At 73.7% G+C, this 14,800-nt stretch carries 16 protein-coding genes; 4 read left to right on the forward strand and 12 right to left on the reverse strand.

The window, feature by feature from the left end; translation table 11 throughout:
* Positions 1-894, reverse strand: a complete 894-nt coding sequence (locus ACSBPG_RS00745; protein WP_435535173.1) for an SDR family oxidoreductase — start codon at positions 892-894, stop codon at positions 1-3.
* A gap of 92 nt (positions 895-986) precedes the next feature.
* Between ACSBPG_RS00745 and ACSBPG_RS00750 the strand changes: the two genes are divergently transcribed.
* Positions 987-1,853 carry a helix-turn-helix transcriptional regulator gene (locus ACSBPG_RS00750; protein WP_435535174.1) on the forward strand — a complete coding sequence of 289 codons (867 nt, stop codon included), beginning with the start codon at positions 987-989 and terminating at the stop codon, positions 1,851-1,853.
* A gap of 305 nt (positions 1,854-2,158) precedes the next feature.
* Positions 2,159-3,277: an adenylate/guanylate cyclase domain-containing protein gene (locus ACSBPG_RS00755; protein ID WP_435535175.1), complete on the forward strand. Its 1,119-nt coding sequence runs from the start codon at positions 2,159-2,161 to the stop codon at positions 3,275-3,277.
* On the opposite strand, the gene ACSBPG_RS00760 is transcribed toward ACSBPG_RS00755, so the two are convergent.
* Positions 3,243-4,073 (reverse strand): c-type cytochrome, encoded by an 831-nt coding sequence (locus tag ACSBPG_RS00760; protein WP_435535176.1) that lies wholly within the window; start codon positions 4,071-4,073, stop codon positions 3,243-3,245. The two genes, ACSBPG_RS00755 and ACSBPG_RS00760, sit on opposite strands and share 35 nt — an antisense overlap.
* Complete coding sequence (locus tag ACSBPG_RS00765; protein ID WP_435535177.1) at positions 4,070-4,936, reverse strand: thermonuclease family protein; 867 nt, start codon at positions 4,934-4,936, stop codon at positions 4,070-4,072. Before ACSBPG_RS00765 ends, ACSBPG_RS00760 begins: the two co-directional genes overlap by 4 nt.
* Positions 4,937-5,148: 212 nt before the next feature.
* Between ACSBPG_RS00765 and ACSBPG_RS00770 the strand changes: the two genes are divergently transcribed.
* Entirely contained in the window at positions 5,149-7,050 is a 1,902-nt protein-coding gene (locus ACSBPG_RS00770; protein ID WP_435535178.1) for an adenylate/guanylate cyclase domain-containing protein, read from the forward strand.
* A gap of 78 nt (positions 7,051-7,128) precedes the next feature.
* Here ACSBPG_RS00770 and ACSBPG_RS00775 read toward each other — a convergent pair whose 3' ends face one another.
* The 5 genes from ACSBPG_RS00775 to ACSBPG_RS00795 form a co-directional block, all read right to left on the reverse strand.
* On the reverse strand, positions 7,129-7,839 hold the full coding sequence (locus tag ACSBPG_RS00775) for a glutamine amidotransferase (RefSeq protein WP_435535179.1): 711 nt from the start codon (positions 7,837-7,839) through the stop codon (positions 7,129-7,131).
* A gap of 176 nt (positions 7,840-8,015) precedes the next feature.
* The gene (locus ACSBPG_RS00780) at positions 8,016-8,942 is read right to left on the reverse strand and encodes an MBL fold metallo-hydrolase (RefSeq protein ID WP_435535180.1); all 927 of its coding nucleotides are present in this window, start codon (positions 8,940-8,942) and stop codon (positions 8,016-8,018) included.
* Positions 8,943-9,004: 62 nt separating this feature from the next.
* Positions 9,005-9,829: an alpha/beta fold hydrolase gene (locus tag ACSBPG_RS00785; protein ID WP_435535181.1), complete on the reverse strand. Its 825-nt coding sequence runs from the start codon at positions 9,827-9,829 to the stop codon at positions 9,005-9,007.
* Between the two features lie 7 nt (positions 9,830-9,836).
* Positions 9,837-9,974, reverse strand: a complete 138-nt coding sequence (locus tag ACSBPG_RS00790; RefSeq protein ID WP_435535182.1) for a hypothetical protein — start codon at positions 9,972-9,974, stop codon at positions 9,837-9,839.
* 16 nt (positions 9,975-9,990) lie between these two features.
* Positions 9,991-10,221 (reverse strand): isochorismatase family protein, encoded by a 231-nt coding sequence (locus ACSBPG_RS00795; protein WP_435535183.1) that lies wholly within the window; start codon positions 10,219-10,221, stop codon positions 9,991-9,993.
* Between the two features lie 132 nt (positions 10,222-10,353).
* Here ACSBPG_RS00795 and ACSBPG_RS00800 point away from each other — a divergent pair, with 132 nt between their 5' ends.
* Complete coding sequence (locus tag ACSBPG_RS00800; protein WP_435535184.1) at positions 10,354-10,557, forward strand: hypothetical protein; 204 nt, start codon at positions 10,354-10,356, stop codon at positions 10,555-10,557.
* 44 nt (positions 10,558-10,601) lie between these two features.
* On the opposite strand, the gene ACSBPG_RS00805 is transcribed toward ACSBPG_RS00800, so the two are convergent.
* From ACSBPG_RS00805 to ACSBPG_RS00820, 4 genes are read right to left on the reverse strand one after another with little or no spacing between them, the layout of a single operon-like run.
* Positions 10,602-11,375, reverse strand: coding sequence for an ABC transporter ATP-binding protein (locus tag ACSBPG_RS00805; RefSeq protein ID WP_435535185.1), 774 nt, complete (start codon positions 11,373-11,375; stop codon positions 10,602-10,604).
* Positions 11,369-12,433, reverse strand: a complete 1,065-nt coding sequence (locus tag ACSBPG_RS00810; RefSeq protein ID WP_435535186.1) for a FecCD family ABC transporter permease — start codon at positions 12,431-12,433, stop codon at positions 11,369-11,371. Before ACSBPG_RS00810 ends, ACSBPG_RS00805 begins: the two co-directional genes overlap by 7 nt.
* Positions 12,430-13,551, reverse strand: coding sequence for an ABC transporter substrate-binding protein (locus ACSBPG_RS00815; RefSeq protein ID WP_435535187.1), 1,122 nt, complete (start codon positions 13,549-13,551; stop codon positions 12,430-12,432). The genes ACSBPG_RS00810 and ACSBPG_RS00815 overlap by 4 nt, the downstream gene beginning before the upstream one ends.
* Complete coding sequence (locus tag ACSBPG_RS00820) at positions 13,548-14,780, reverse strand: MFS transporter (RefSeq protein WP_435535188.1); 1,233 nt, start codon at positions 14,778-14,780, stop codon at positions 13,548-13,550. The genes ACSBPG_RS00815 and ACSBPG_RS00820 overlap by 4 nt, the downstream gene beginning before the upstream one ends.
* Positions 14,781-14,800: the final 20 nt, after the last annotated feature.

The following is a 14,800-nucleotide window of genomic DNA, read 5'->3' on the forward strand; positions in this document are numbered from 1 at the left end:
TCAGGCGTCGAAGTAGCCCGTCTCCTCGACGTCGGCGAGCAGCCCGGTCTGCGTCGGCTGCCAGCCGAGACGCGCCCGGGTCCGCTCGCTCGCCGCCGCGAGGTCGGCACCCACGAAGTGCGCGAACCAGCCGAAGTGAGCGGCCGCGTCCTCCGCGGACGTGGCGACGGCCGGCACGCCGAGGCGGCGGCCGATCAGGACGGCGATCTCCTTGAACGGCACGCCCTCCTCGGCGACGGCGTGGTAGGGCCCTCCGGCCGCGCCGTCCTCGAGGGCCAGCCGGAAGGCGCGGGCGGCGTCGAACCGGTGCACCGCGGCCCAGCGGTTGAGGCCGTCGCCGACATAGGCCGACACGCCCTTGTCCCGGGCGATGCCGATGAGGATCGGAACGAAGCCGTGGTCGCCGCGGCCGTGGACGGAGGGCGGCAGGCGGACGACCGCGGCGCGCACGCCACGGTCCGCCAGTTCGGCGGCGGCCGCCTCCGACATGCGGGGATAGGTGCCCGAGGGGGCCGGAGGCGCGTCCGCTTCGGTCGCGGCGCGACCCGCCGTCAGGCCGGCCACCCCGGAGGTGACGAGGAGGGGACGGTCGGAACCGGCGAGCGCGGCGCCGAGCGTTTCGATGGCGCGGCGGTCCAGCGCGCAGCTTTCGGCGAACCGCGAGAAGTCGTGGTTGAAGGCGGTGTGGATCACGCCGTCCGCGGCGGCCGCACCGTGGCGCAGGCTGTCGAGATCCTCCAGCGAGCCGCGCAGGACCTCCGCGCCGGTCGCCGCCAGCTCCGCCGCTCCGGCCTCGGAGCGGACGAGACCGAGCACCGTGTGGCCGGCGGCGATCAGATCCCGGACGACGGCGGAGCCGACGAAGCCGGTGGCGCCGGTGACGAAGACACGCATGGGAAACTCTCCGAAAGTGGTCGGAGGCCACTGTCCGCGCGCGCCGTATCCTGGTAAAGTAGTGACCTTATCGGGGTATAACGGCTAACAGGATGAAGGCGCAGGGGGCGGACGACAACCGGCTGGGACGCTATCTGAGGGACCGCCGCAGCAAGCTCGACCCGGCGGCCTTCGGCCTGTCCGGCAGCCGCAGGCGCACCCCCGGCCTGCGCCGGGAAGAGGTGGCCCAGCGCGCCAACATCAGCCCGACCTGGTACACCTGGCTCGAACAGGGGCGCGGCGGCGCCCCGTCGGCCGACGTGCTCGACCGCATCGCCCGCGCCCTGATGCTGACGGACGTCGAGCGCGAGCACCTCTTCCTCCTCGGCCTGGGCCGGCCGCCGGGGATGCGTTTCCAGGCGGCCGAGGGCGTCACGCCGCGGCTGCAACGGGTGCTCGACGCACTGGACGCCAGCCCGGCCATCGTCAAGACCGTCACATGGGACGTCGTCGCCTGGAACCGCGCGGCGGCCGCGGTGCTGACCGACTACGGGGCGCTCCCGCCCGAGCGACGCAACATCCTGCGCCTCGTCTTCTGCGACCCCCGCGTCCGCGCCGCCCAGTTCGACTGGGAGAGCGTCGCCCGCTTCGTGGTCGGGGCGTTCCGGGCCGACGCGGCGCGCGCCGGCGCCGAGGCGGCGGCGGGCGCCCTCGTCGACGAGCTCTGCCGACTCAGCCCGGAGTTCGCGGCGATGTGGCGCGACCACGACGTCCGCAGCTACGGCGAGGGGGTCAAGCGCCTGCGGCACCCGATCCTCGGGCCGATCGCGTTCGAGTACTCGGCCTTCGCCGTCGACGGCCGGCCCGACCTCGGCATGGTCGTCTACAACCCGGCGACGCCGGCCGACGCCGACCGCATCCGGGCGCTGATCGGATCGCGCCCCGCGCCGCCCGTCGCCGCCGTCGCGGACGGAGGCTGAGCGGCCGACCTGCACCGCCGCGCGCGGTTCCCGGCCCTCCGCGGCGCTGCCGGCCACGCAAGACCGCCCGGCGGCACGCCCACCCCCTCCGATGGGGGAGCGGGCCACCCGGAAGACCTGCGCCTCTCCTTGCGCGGCCTGGAGTGCCGGCGCACGATGCCCGCAATGATACGTTGCGGCCCGGCCGCAGGGCCGCTCCGCGCACGCCGGGGGAGCGCCGAGCAGGGCGACCGGCGGGCCCCGCCCGCGCGGCGAAAGGCGGCGGAACGGGCGGCGGACAGGGCGGACAGAAGGATCCCACCATCATGGCCGACGAGGCCCCGCTGATCCTGGTCGTCGAGGACGACGACAGCAGCCGTTTCGCCCTGGTCCGCCGGTTGCGGTGCGAGGGTTGGGTGCGGGCGACCGGCGCGGCCGACGGGCCCGGGGCGCTGGCCGTCCTCCAGGCGCGGGACGTCGACCTCGTGCTGCTCGACGTCGTCATGCCGGACATGAGCGGCATCGAGGTGCTGGCGCGCATCAAGGCGGACACGCGCTGGCGCGACATCCCGGTCGTCATGATCTCCGGGGTGACGGAGCCCGACCGCGTGGCGCACTGCATCGAGCTGGGAGCCGACGACTGCCTGCCCAAGCCGTTCAACCCCGTGCTGCTGCGCGCCCGGATCGCCGCGTGCCTGGAGAAGAAGCGTCTGCGCGACCGCGAGGCGCTGCACCACGAGCGCGTCGAGGCGGAGCAACGGCGCGCCGACGAGCTGCTGCGGGCCATCCTGCCGGCCCGGGTGGCCGCCGAGCTGAAGGAGCGGACGGTGGTTCCGCCGCGCCGCCACGACGGGGTCGCGGTCCTGTTCTGCGACATCGCCGGGTTCACCGGCTATTGCGACCGCAATCCGCCGGAGCGGGTGGTGAGCGATCTCCAGCGCGTGGTCCATGCCTACGAGGTGGTCATGGCGGTGCACGGGATGGAGAAGATCAAGACCATCGGCGACGCTGTCATGGCCACCGCCGGGCTGCTGAGCCCGACGCCGGACCCGGTGCTGACGGCGGTGCGCTGCGGCTTCGACCTGATCGCCGCGACCAAGCGCTGCATGCCGCACTGGCAGGCGCGCGTCGGCATCCACGCCGGGTCGGTGGTGGCCGGAGTCATCGGCCGCCGGCAGTTCCTCTACGATCTCTGGGGGGACACCGTGAACATCGCCGCCCGCATCACCGCCTGGGCGCCGCCCGACTCCGTGGTGGTGAGCGGCGACGCCTGGCGCGGCGTGACGGCCCGCTGTCCCGTCCGCACGTGCGGCCGGGTCGAGCTGAAGGGCAAGGGGCTCATGGAACTGGTCGAGCCCCTCGCCCCGCCCGCCGCCGCCCGCCCCGTTCGCGGCGACCGCCGGCCGGAGCTCACGGCGCCGTCTTGCGGCCGGCCATGTGGGTGAGATAGGCGACCACCAGGTCGATCTCCCGGTCGCTCAGCATCTCCGGCGTGAAGTCCGGCATCTGCCGGCCGGGCCAGGTGCGCAGCGACGAGCCGGCGCGGATCAGCCGGTGCAGCATGCCCGGCTGCAGGTACTCGGTGGGGTTCATCGGACGGTTGAGGTCGGGGCCCATGGTGGCCGCGCCGGCCCCGTTGAGGGTGTGGCAGCTCATGCACTGGACGACGAACAGCGCCTGCCCCGCCCGCGCGGGATCGTCGGCCGGCAGCGACTCCGCCACCGCCAGCTCCGGCCAGCGGGCGGCCGGCGCCTCGGCGTCGGTGATGCGGGCGAGCTGGTAGGGCCAGTGCTCGCTGCGCACGCCGGACGCCGCGGGACGCAGCCAGACCACGTAGAACGGGCCGGCCGAGACGTCCTTGCCCGGCAGCGGCGGCCACGGGGCGTCGGCCGGCTCCACCGCCACGTAGGGCACGGCTCCCGCGCCGCCGTCGGTGAACACCAGGTCGACCGGCAGCAGGGCGACGAAGCCGTCGCTCGCCACCCCCTCCAGGACGCGGCCCGGCGCCAGGCGGTGGCGCGGCAGCAGGTGGGCCAGCGGCACCGCGCGGTAGGTCATCGCCCGGCCGTAGGCGATGTCCTGCACCGTCACGTCGGTGGCGTCGGCCCGCTCCAGCAGGGCCGCCCGGGTGAAGGTCCGCTCGTCGCCGCCGACCGCCACGGTCAGCGCCGGTTCCGCGGCCCACCCGCCGGCCGGCAGCGTCAGGACCAGCAGCAGCGCCGTCATCACGGCACGGATCATTCGTCTCCTCCCTCTTCGAAGTCCTCCCCGGCGGCGGGATCGCCGGGCCCGGGTACGGCGGGCCCGGGTACGGCGGCCCCGCCGGCGGAGGGCGGCGGGGCCGCCGCATTCGCGCCGTCCAGCCGTTCGACCTGCTCCGGGTGCGTGAGGGCGATCATGGGGCCGTTCCAGTCGCCGATCCAGCCCCGCACGCGCACCGCCGCGCCTTGCAGCGCCAGCGGGTCCATGCCGGCCTCGGCGAAGAGCCGCAGCGCCGGCCCGTCGATGCGCGCGGTGACGTCGCTCCGCCAGTCCGCGCCGAAGTTCAGATAGACCTGACCGCGCATCTTGGCGGCCCGGACGACCCGCCCTTCCACCACCTGCACGGTGTGGCGGTCGCGGCGCAGCGCCTCCGGCTCGGCCGGCCGCACGGCGAAGGCGGCCGTCCCCCACAGACCGCGCCCGGCCTGCCGCGCCGCCGCCTCGACGGCCAGCATGGCGGCCGCGCGGTCGCGGGCGTCGGGCCGCGTCATCACCCGGGCGAGGCCGCGGCGCAGCATCTCCCCCTGCAGCCACAGCCCGTCGTCCCGTTCGGCCTGGGCGAGCAGGCGGCCATGGCGGTCCTCCGGCGGGTGGTCGGGCAGGCGCAGGGTCCGGCCGGCGGCGAGTTCGCCGAGCGCGGTCGCGGCGGCGGCGGCCAGCGGCCAGGGACGGTCGGCCTCCAGCCCCGGCGGCGGCTTCGGCGCCTCGATGCCGGCGAGCCGCAGCCGGCGCCCGTCCTCCAGCGCCAGGGTGTCGCCGTCGACGACGGCGGCGACGCGCGCCTCCGCGGCGGCGGCGGACGCCGCGGCGAACAGCAGCGCCAGGACGAGGAGGACGCGCATCGGTGACCTTGGCAGGGCGGCCGGCTGCCCTCACGTTCACGATGCACGGAGATCCGCACAAGCGAAAAAGGAAGCCGCCGCCATGCGCGTCGGCACCCGGGCGAGCGGGTGAAGATCGTGTCCGGATGATCCGTATTCCCAGCGCTATGACAATCCGGCGCACCGGCCGCGGCGCCGTTGCCCCGCGGCCGGTGCGTGGCTAGGGTGCTGCGATGACCGACACCGTCCCCGTGCCCGCCTCCCCGCAGCCCGGCAAGCGCCGCCGGCTGCACCTGCCGATCGCCGCGGTGCTGGTGGCCGGGTTCGGCTCGCTGATGCTGCTGGCGGTGGCCAGCGTGCTGGTGCTGGGGCTGGTCAGCGCCGGGCGCAACACCTTCAGCCTGCTGAACGACAAGGCGGATCTGGCGCTGTCCGGCGTCGAGGTGCGGGTGCGCCACCAGCTCGACCCCGCCGCCGACCTGGCCAAGTACGTGGCCGGGCTGATCGAGTCCGGCGACCTCGACCCGGCGGACCGGGCGGCGCTGACGGCCACGCTCCGCGGCTCGCTCGCCGCCGTGCCGCACGTCACCGGCGTCGGCTTCATCGGCGCCGACCGCACCGGACTGCGGGTCGGCCGGCTCGACGGCAAGCTCCAGGTCATGCCCATCGACCTGAACACCGCCGACGCCGTGCCGCCGGAGGCGCTGGACGGCGCCGACCGCACCGGCCCGGAATGGGCCGATCCGGCGTGGAGCGCCAGCGCCGGCACCACCTTCATCTCGCTGTTCCACCCCGTGCGCCGGGCCGGCGCCTACGTCGGCCAGGTGGCGGTGGCGGTGTCGCTGGGCGACCTCTCGCGCTTCCTGTCCAACCTCTACGTCGAGCGCGGGGTCAACGCCTTCGTCCTCTACGACGACACGCACGTGCTGGCCCACCCCTCGCTGGCCGCGCTGAAGTTCGACTTCGGCGGCAAGGCGGGGCCACCGCTGCCGCGCATCGACCAGGTGGAGGACCCCGCCCTCGCCGCCCTGTGGACCGAGGGCCGCCAGGCCGAGAGCCTCAAGAAGCGGACCGAGATGCGCTTCGTTCCGACCGGCGGCATCGACACCCTGTTCCTGATGCGCAAGATGGCCGGCTACGGCAAGCAGGAATGGACGGTCGGCATCGCCATGCGGGCCGAGGAGGCCGAGGCCGAGGTGCAGCGGCTCTACACCACGGCGCTGGCGGGGCTCGGCATCCTGCTGGTGTCCGTCGGCGTGGCGCTGCTGGTGGGGCGGCGGATCAGCCGGCAGATCGGCCGGCTGGCCGAGGCGGCCGACCGGGTGCGCGCCTTCGATTTCCGGTCGGTGGCGGAACTGCCCGACTCCAGCCTGCGCGAGCTGAGCCGCGCCGCCACCGCCTTCAACGCCATGGTGGCCGGCCTGCGGTGGTTCGAGACCTACGTGCCGAAGGCGCTGGTGCTGCGGCTGATGCACCGGCAGGGCGGCGCCGCCGGCCTCAGCTCCGAGGAGCGCGAGGTGACGGTGATGTTCACCGACATCCGCGGCTTCTCCGCCCTGGCCGAGGATCTCGGCGCCGCCGACACCGCCGCCCTTCTGAACGAGCATTTCACCCAGCTCGCCGACTGCATCGAGGCCGAGGGCGGCACCGTCGACAAGTTCATCGGCGACGCCATCATGGCCTTCTGGGGCGCGCCGGAGGAGCAGGCCGACCACGCCGCGCGGGCCCTGCGCGCCGCCCACGCCATCGCCGACGCCGTGCACGCCGACAACCGCCGCCGCGCGGCGTCCGGGCTGGCGCCGGTGCGGGTGCGCATCGGCCTGCACTCCGGCCCGGTGGTGGTGGGCAACATCGGCTCGGCCAGCCGCATCAACTACACCATCGTCGGCGACACGGTGAACGTCGCCGCGCGCGTCGAGGAGCTCGCCGCCCGCCTCCAGGGCGAGGCGGAGATGATCGTGCTGGCCAGCGCCGCCACCGCCGCCCGCGGCGACGGCGTCGCCCCCATGGCCTGCCTGGGCAAGCACCGCCTGCGCGGCCGCAGCGGCTCCACCGAGGTGTGGCGGATGATGCCGAACGGCAGCGAGGCCCTGGCCGAAGGCCTGGCGGACGAGGCCAAGCTGGCGCGGTCCTGAGCCGGGGCCCATTTCACGTGAAACGGCGCCCGCCGGCAGCCGGCGCGCCCGCGCCCGGCGGAGGGACGGGAGCGGTCGTCATCGCCGCTGCCCGAGGCCGGCGAGCCATTCCCGGATCATCCGGGCGGAGGCGCCGGCGAGCGTGCGGCCATGCCGCCCGGCATCGACGCGCAGAGCCGCCACGTCGATGCCGGCGGCGGCGAGCTCGTGGGCGTGGCCGACCAGCCAGCGCTCGAACCCGGCACCGACGTCCACCTCCGGGTGGAACTGCAGACCGAGAACGTCGCTGCCCAGCGAGAACGCCTGCTGCGCCACGGCGGCCGTCGAGGCGAGATGCGTGGCGCCTTCCGGCAGGGCATAGGTGTCGCCGTGCCAGTGCAGAACCGCGCAGCCGTCCAGATGGCGGAGCGGGCCCCGCTTTCCCTCGTCGGTCAAGGACAGGGGCGAGAAGCCGATTTCCTTGACCCCGGAGGGGACGACCTTGGCACCGAGCGCCGCGGCGATCAGCTGCGCCCCGAGGCAGATGCCGAGGGTCGGCCGGCCTTCGGCGAGCCGGCCCGCGATGAAGGCCCGCTCGCGGTCGAGGAACGGATAGGCGGCGCCGTCGTAGACGCCGACCGGACCGCCCAGGACGATCAGCAGATCCGGCTCCCGCGGGTCGAACGCGAGGAAGTCGGCATCGCCGACGTCGTCGTACCGGACGGCGTAGCCGTTCTCCTCCAGCGGCGCCGCGAAGCTTCCGAGATCCTCGAAGTGAACATGCCGCAGGGCGACTGCGCTCTTGCCCATAACCCGGTCCTCATGCTGTGCCGAAATCCCACCGGGATCGCCCCATCGGCGATCCGGCCGGTCGATCGGCGGTCTTCCCTCCGGTCACCAGCGGCCCGTCGACGACGGCACGGGGCCCGCCGCCCCGTCCCTGTTCGCACGGCGCGCCGCGGCCGGCAGACCGGGGGGATCTCCGGTCACCCGAGGGCGACGAAGCGGTAGGCGCCGCCGCGCCGCTCGGCGATGCCGAAGCCCGGCGCGGTCCAATGGTAGCCGAGCAGCTTCAGCTTCTCCGCCGCCGCCCGCTCGATGAGGGTGGCGCGGCTGCGGATCGCCAGCTCCTGGTCGGTGTCGAAGCCGAAGCGCCAGCGTGGATGCTCGAACGACACCACGACGTTGGTGATCGCGTCGCCGGTGACGACGAGGCCGTCGTCGCCCGCCAGCTCCAGCGCGATGTGGCCCGGGGTGTGCCCCGGCGTGCCGAGCGCCCGGATGCCGGCGACGATCTCGTCTCCCGGGCGCACCAGCCGCAGCCGGTCGCGGACGGCGCCGAGGTCGCGTTGGGCGCCGAGGGCGAAGCCGTGCAACGCCGCCGGCATGGCGGTGCGGAAATCCGGGTTCATCCAGAACGCCCACTCCGCCTCCGCCACCACGTAGGCGGCGTTCGGAAAGCTCAGCGCCCCGCCCGGCAGCAGCACGCCGCCGGCGTGGTCGGGATGGGCGTGGGTCAGCACCACCATGGTGACCGCCGCCGGATCCACCCCGGCGGCCAGCAAATTGTCGCGCAACCGTCCGGCGGAGGGCTGGAACTTGTCGCCCGAGCCGGTGTCGACCAGGATCAGTTCGTCGCCGGCGCGGATCAGCGGGATGTTGACGCCGACCGGGGCGGCGCCGTCCCGGCCGCCCAGGCGGGCCAGGATGTCGGCCAGTTCGGCCGGCGAGGCGTCGGGCGCGATGACATTGCCGGGCAGCGTGATGAAGCCGTCGCTGAACACCTCGATGCCGAACGCGCCGTGGCTGAATCGGCGGGGCGCGGCGGCGACGGCGCGCGTCGACATGGGCGGAGCCGCGGCCAACGCCGCCGCGCCGGCCAGCACCCGCCGGCGGTCGATGGCAATGGGCATGGAGAACCTCCTCCGGTTCGGCGGCGCGGAGGGAGGAGCGCGCCCCCCTCCGCCCATCCGGGTCACGCCTTGAGAAAGTCCAGCAGGTCGGCGTTGAGCTGGTCCTTGTGGGTGTCGGTGAGCCCGTGCGGCGCGCCCGGGTAGACCTTGAGGATCGAGCCCTCGACCAGCTTGGCCGAGGCGCGGCCGGCGGCGTCGATCGGCACCACCTGGTCGTCGTCGCCGTGGATGATCAGGGTCGGCACGTCGAACGCCTTCAGATCCTCGGTGAAGTCGGTCTCCGAGAACGCCTTGATGCTATCGTAGGTGTTCTTGTGGCCACCCATCATGCCCTGCATCCAGAAGCTGTCGATCATGCCCTGCGACGGCGTGGCGCCGGGCCGGTTGAAACCGAAGAACGGCCCCGCGGCGATGTCCTTGTAGAGCTGCGAGCGATCCTTCAGGCTGCCGGCGCGGATGCCGTCGAACACCTCGACCGGCAGGCCGCCGGGGTTGGCGTCCGTCCTGACCATCAGCGGAGGCACCGCGCCGACCAGGACGGCCTTGGCGACGCGCCCGGTGCCGTGGCGGCCGATGTAGCGGGTGATCTCGCCGCCGCCGGTCGAAAAGCCGACCAGGACCACGTCCCTCAGGTCGAGCGCCTCGATGAGCTGGGCGAGGTCGTCGGCGTAGTGGTCCATGTCGTTGCCGGTCCAGGGCTGGCTCGACCGCCCGTGGCCGCGGCGGTCATGGGCGACGGCCCGGAAGCCGTTGGCCGCGACGTGGAACATCTGGGCTTCCCAGCTGTCCGACGTCAGCGGCCAGCCATGGCTGAAGACCACCGGCTGACCGGAGCCCCAGTCCTTGTAATAGATCTCGACGCCGTCCTTGGTGGTGATCGTGCTCACGGTCTCTTCATCCTTTGGCGGCGGCCGAGGCGGCCTCGGCCTGGGTGGGAACGGTGACCGGGCCGGCGACGGCCAGTCCGGCGGCGAGGCCGGCGCTGCCGGCGAGCAGGTCACGGGGCGGGGTGCCGGTGCGCGACTCGGTCATGGCGCGGGCTCCGTGATCAGGCGGCCGGGATGGTGACGCGGCAGCCGAGATCGTTGGCGGCATACGTGCAGGCGCCGACGCCCATGTGACCCATGGCGCCGCAGGTCGCGATCGCGTCCACGCCGTGCCCGTCGAGGGTACGCTTGAGGTCGGTTTCGCGGAAGGCGCCGAGCGGCGCCCGGAGATCTTCGCCACGTTCCACCATCTCACCGCCGCCATCACCACCGTCCGCTTCGTCCGGCGCCACCCGCGCTGTCAATCCCGGGTCTTGCCGGGCGCTCTCCTGTCCGCCCGCGACGGCGCTGTCCGCTTTTTGGCACAGCACGAGCGCTTGCGGATGCTTAGCCTTCCACGAGGGAAGACGAAGGGAGGATGGGACATGCTGCGGCTTGGAACACGGGTAAGGCTGAATGGTCAGGATGCCCTGATTGTCGCTCGCACGCTCGTCGGCACTCCTTCATACGACGTTCGCCTTACTGATGGCCGCATCGTCAAGTACGCGGCCGAATCGGACCTCGATGTCCCGGGGATCGCCGGTTCCCAGGAAGGCCCGGCCCATGCCGGCGTGGGCGGCCAACCGTGATCCGCCTTCCGATCATCGGGGCGTGACCCCGGGGCACAGGACCCTCAGTCGAGCCCTGCGGCCCGCTGGATCACGCCGTCGACCATCACGTGACGCCAGCCGCGCGAGCACACCTCGATCCGCGCATCGACGCCGTAGACCCGCCGCAGCAGGTCCGTGGACAGGACGTCGCCGGTCGGTCCACAGGCCGCCAGGGTGCCCCCGGCGATGACCATGGTCGTGTCGGCGTACCGCAGGACGTCGTTCAGGTCGTGCAACGCGGCGAAGACAAGGATGCCGCGGTCGCGGGCCAGGGTGCGGATCAGCTCCAGCACCTCGATGCGGCGTCCGAGATCGAGGGCCGATGTCGGCTCGTCCAGCAGCAGCACGGCCGGCTCGCGCACCAGAGCCTGGGCGATGCCGACGAGTTGGCGCTGGCCGCCGCTCAGGTGACCGAGCGGCCGGTCGGCGAGCGGCAGGATGCCGAGCGCGGCGAGCGACGTGTCGACGGCGTGCAGGTCGCCCTCGGCGACCGCCCAGGCGGAGCCCTGCTTGCGCGCGAGCAGCACCACCTCGTACACCGACAGGACCGCCGTCCCTGCCGTGTCCTGCGGCATGTAGCAGATGGCGGCGGGGCCGCGGCTCGTCCCCTCCAGCCGCACCGTGCCGGGGCCCGGCAGCAACCCGGCCATGCGCTTGAACAGCGTCGACTTGCCGGCGGCGTTGGGGCCGATGACGGCGACCACGTCTCCCGCGGCGGCCGGCGGCGTGGTGATGTCGGCCAGCACCTGGCGCCGGCCATGCCGGGCACCGACGCCCTCCAGGCGGAGCGTCACCATGGCGTCCTCCTGGTCAGGACGAGGGAGACGAACACCGGGATGCCGACCAGCGCCGTCACGATGCCGATGGGCAGGATGGCGCCGGGGATCAGCGCCTTGCTCGCGACCGAGCTGGCCGACAGCAGCAACGCTCCGGCGAGCGCCGATCCCGGCAGGAAGAAGCGCTGGTCCTCGCCGATCAGCAGGCGGGCGATGTGCGGACCGACCAGGCCGACGAAGCCGATGGTGCCGACGAAGGCCACCGGGATGGCGGCCAGCAGGCTGACGAGCAGGAGCGTCTCGAGGCGCAGGCGTGCGACCTTGATGCCGAAGCTCGCCGCCTTTTCGTCGCCCAGGCGCATGGCCGTCAGCGTCCAGGCGCGGCGGACGAAGAGGGGCAGCACGGCCAGCAGGCAAGCGGCGGTGACGGCGACCTTCGTCCAGGTCGCCTTGGTCAGGCTGCCCATCGTCCAGAACACCACCGCCGCCAGCGCCTCGGCCGAGGCCAGATACTGCACCAGGGCCAGCAGGGCGTTGAAGCTGAACACCATGGCGATGCCCAGGAGCACGATGGTCTGCGCGTCGACTCCCCGGCGCATGCCGAGCGCGTGGATCAGCAGGGCGGCGAGCATGGCCATGGCGAAGGCGTTGACGGGCACCATGACGCTCACCGCGGCGGGAACCAGGGCCAGCCCGAAGGCGAGCGCCAGCGCCGCCCCGAAGCCGGCGGCGGCGGACACGCCCAGCGTGAAGGGGCTGGCCAGCGGATTGTTGAGGATGGTCTGCATCTGCGCGCCGGCCACCGAGAGCGAGGCCCCCACCACCACCGCCATGACGGCGACCGGCATGCGGATGTCCCACACCACCACGGCCGTCCGCGGCGGCGCACCCGCCGGGTCGACCAGGGCGGCCAGCACGTCGCCCAGGGAGAGACGCGCGGGCCCGAGCGCCAGGTCGAGACAGACCGACAGCCCGAGCGCCACGGCCAGGCCCAACAGCAGCCAGAGCCGCCGGCCGACGCGCGCACGGTAGCGGGCGCGGGCATCCGCCGGACCGGCGACGGTGCCAGCGGGGCTCACGGCCGGGGCTCCAGCGACCCGAAGTAGCCGGGCCGGTAGGGGATGGGCAGGAAGCGCTCGTGCAGCTCGCGGAACGTCGCCTCGGGGTCCAGGTCGGCGAACAGATCCGGATGGAACCATTTGGCCATCTGCTGCACGGCGACGAACTGGTAGGGGCTGTTGTAGAACTGGTGCCAGACCGCGTGGAAGCGGCGGTGTCGTTGCGCCGTGGTGCCGCTGTAGGCGGGATGATCGAGATAGGCGGCCAGCTTGCGGCGGATCGCCGGACCGTCGCCGCCCGGGCCGACCGGGATCCAGGCGCCACCCGGGACATAGGCGTCCCACCGGGCGCTGGTGACCACCACGTGGGCCGGGTCGGAGACGATGACCTGCTCCGGGTTGACCTGCCCGAAGGTGCCGGGAATGAACGGTTCGGCGACGTTGCGTCCGCCGGCGAGCGTCACCATGGCGCCGAAGTTCGCCGCGCCGAAGGAATGGCAGCACTCGTCGTAGAACCCGCCGGCGCGCTCCACGAACACCGCCGGGCGTTCCGGCCGCGCCGCCGCCAACCGCGCGCTCACCCGCTCCAGCTGGGTACGGCGGAAGCGGATCAGCTCCTCGGCCCGGCGCTCACGGCCCAGCAGCGTGCCGAACAGGCGGATCGACGGCTCGGTGTTGGTCTCCGGGGCGTGGCGGAAGTCGACGTAGACCACGGGGATGCCCAGGGCCGCCAAGGTCCCGACATAGTCGGTCTCCTCGGTCGCCCGGCGCGTCTCCAGGTTGAGGACCACCACGTCGGGTTTCTGGCTGACGGTGGTTTCGATGTCGATCAGGCTCTGTTCCAGGCCGGAGAAGGCGGGGATGCCCGCGAAGGCCGGGAACCGCGTGCGGTACGCCTCCCAGCTCGCGGGGTCCGCCTCGATCAGGTCGTTGCGCCAGCCGACGATGCGGCCCGCCGGGTCCTCGCGGTCGAGGGCGGCGATGATGTAAAGCTGACGCCCCTCGCCGAGCACCATCCGCCGCACCGGCGCCTCCACCGTGACGGTGCGGCCGGCGACGTCCCGCACCGTCACCGCCGCGGCCGGGGCGGCCGGCAAGAACGGGGCGGCGAGGAGCGCCCACAGCACGATTCGGATCATTCCTGGTCTCCTGGGAGCGACGGGCGCACGACGGCCGGCCGGATCGCCAGGCGGGTCGCGATGATCAGCGCGACACCGGCGGCGTAGAGGGCGGCGACCACCGCGTAGACATGGTCGAGGCCGAGCGAGCCGGCGGCCCAGCCGCCGACGGCGATGCCGGCCACGGACGAGAGCTGCGCCGTCCCCTGCGCCAGGCCGAGCAGCCGTCCCTGACGGTGGTCCCCGGCCCCGCGCGAGAGGACGGCGAGGAGCACCGGTGTGGTGGCGGCGAGCAGTCCGCCCCAGACGAAGTGGAGGGCGGCGAACAGCGCGACGGAACCGGTGGTGCCCAGCACGCCCGCCACCGCCACGCAGCCGGCGACCACCGGCCAGAGCCGCTCCAGCACCTCGGCCGGAGGGCGGCCTTGGAAGTGGTCGGCCCAGCGCCCCGCCGCCGCGACGAAGCCCAGGGCGAGCAGCCCGTAGCACAGGCCGACGACCCAGTTCTCCACGGCGAAGGTGGCGACGACGTAGGGTGCGAACGTCGCCTGGGTGACCATCCGGGCGGCCAGCAGGACGCCGACGATGGCGAGGATGGCGGCGACGGGAACGGCCGGCGGCGACGCGGCGGCTCCCGCGGCCGGACGCCGTCCGCCGGCGACCGGGGGCCGGCCGCTCGCCTCCGGCAGCATCAGCGCCACCGCCGCCAGGCAGCCGGCGCAGAGCACGGCCGCCGTCACGTTGATCCAGGCGAACGGAGCATGGTCGAGGATGACGCCGCCGGCGACCGCCCCGGCCAGCGACCCGACGTTGGTCGCCGCCTGCAGCATGGCGAACAGCCGTGCCCGCCGTTCCGGGCTGACGACGCCGACGCCGTAGGCCTGCGCCGGCGCGATGTAGCCGGCGCAGGCCCCTTGCAGGAAGCGCAGCAGCAGAATGGCCCAGACGTCGTTCGCCCAGGCCAGCGCGAGTTGGGTCGCCGCGAGACCGGCCAGGGCGCGCAGCATCATCAGGCGGTGGCCGAACCGGTCGCCGAGGCGTCCCCAGGCGGTGCTGGTCACAAGCACGCCCAGCATCGGCCCGACATAGACGGCCACGCCGGCGACCGCGGGGGGCGCGCCCGACGGGTCCACGGTGCGCAGGTGGAGCGGCCAGAAGGGCCCGCTCATCTCCATGGCGCCCATGGAGATGAACTGGACCACGAGGAGGATCGCGACGGGTCGGCGCGCGGCGACGGCGGGCGAAGTCATCGGCGTTCGGCGGACGAGGG

Origin of the sequence: Azospirillum sp. ST 5-10, from assembly GCF_051225715.1 — a bacterium.
Lineage (GTDB): Bacteria > Pseudomonadota > Alphaproteobacteria > Azospirillales > Azospirillaceae > Azospirillum.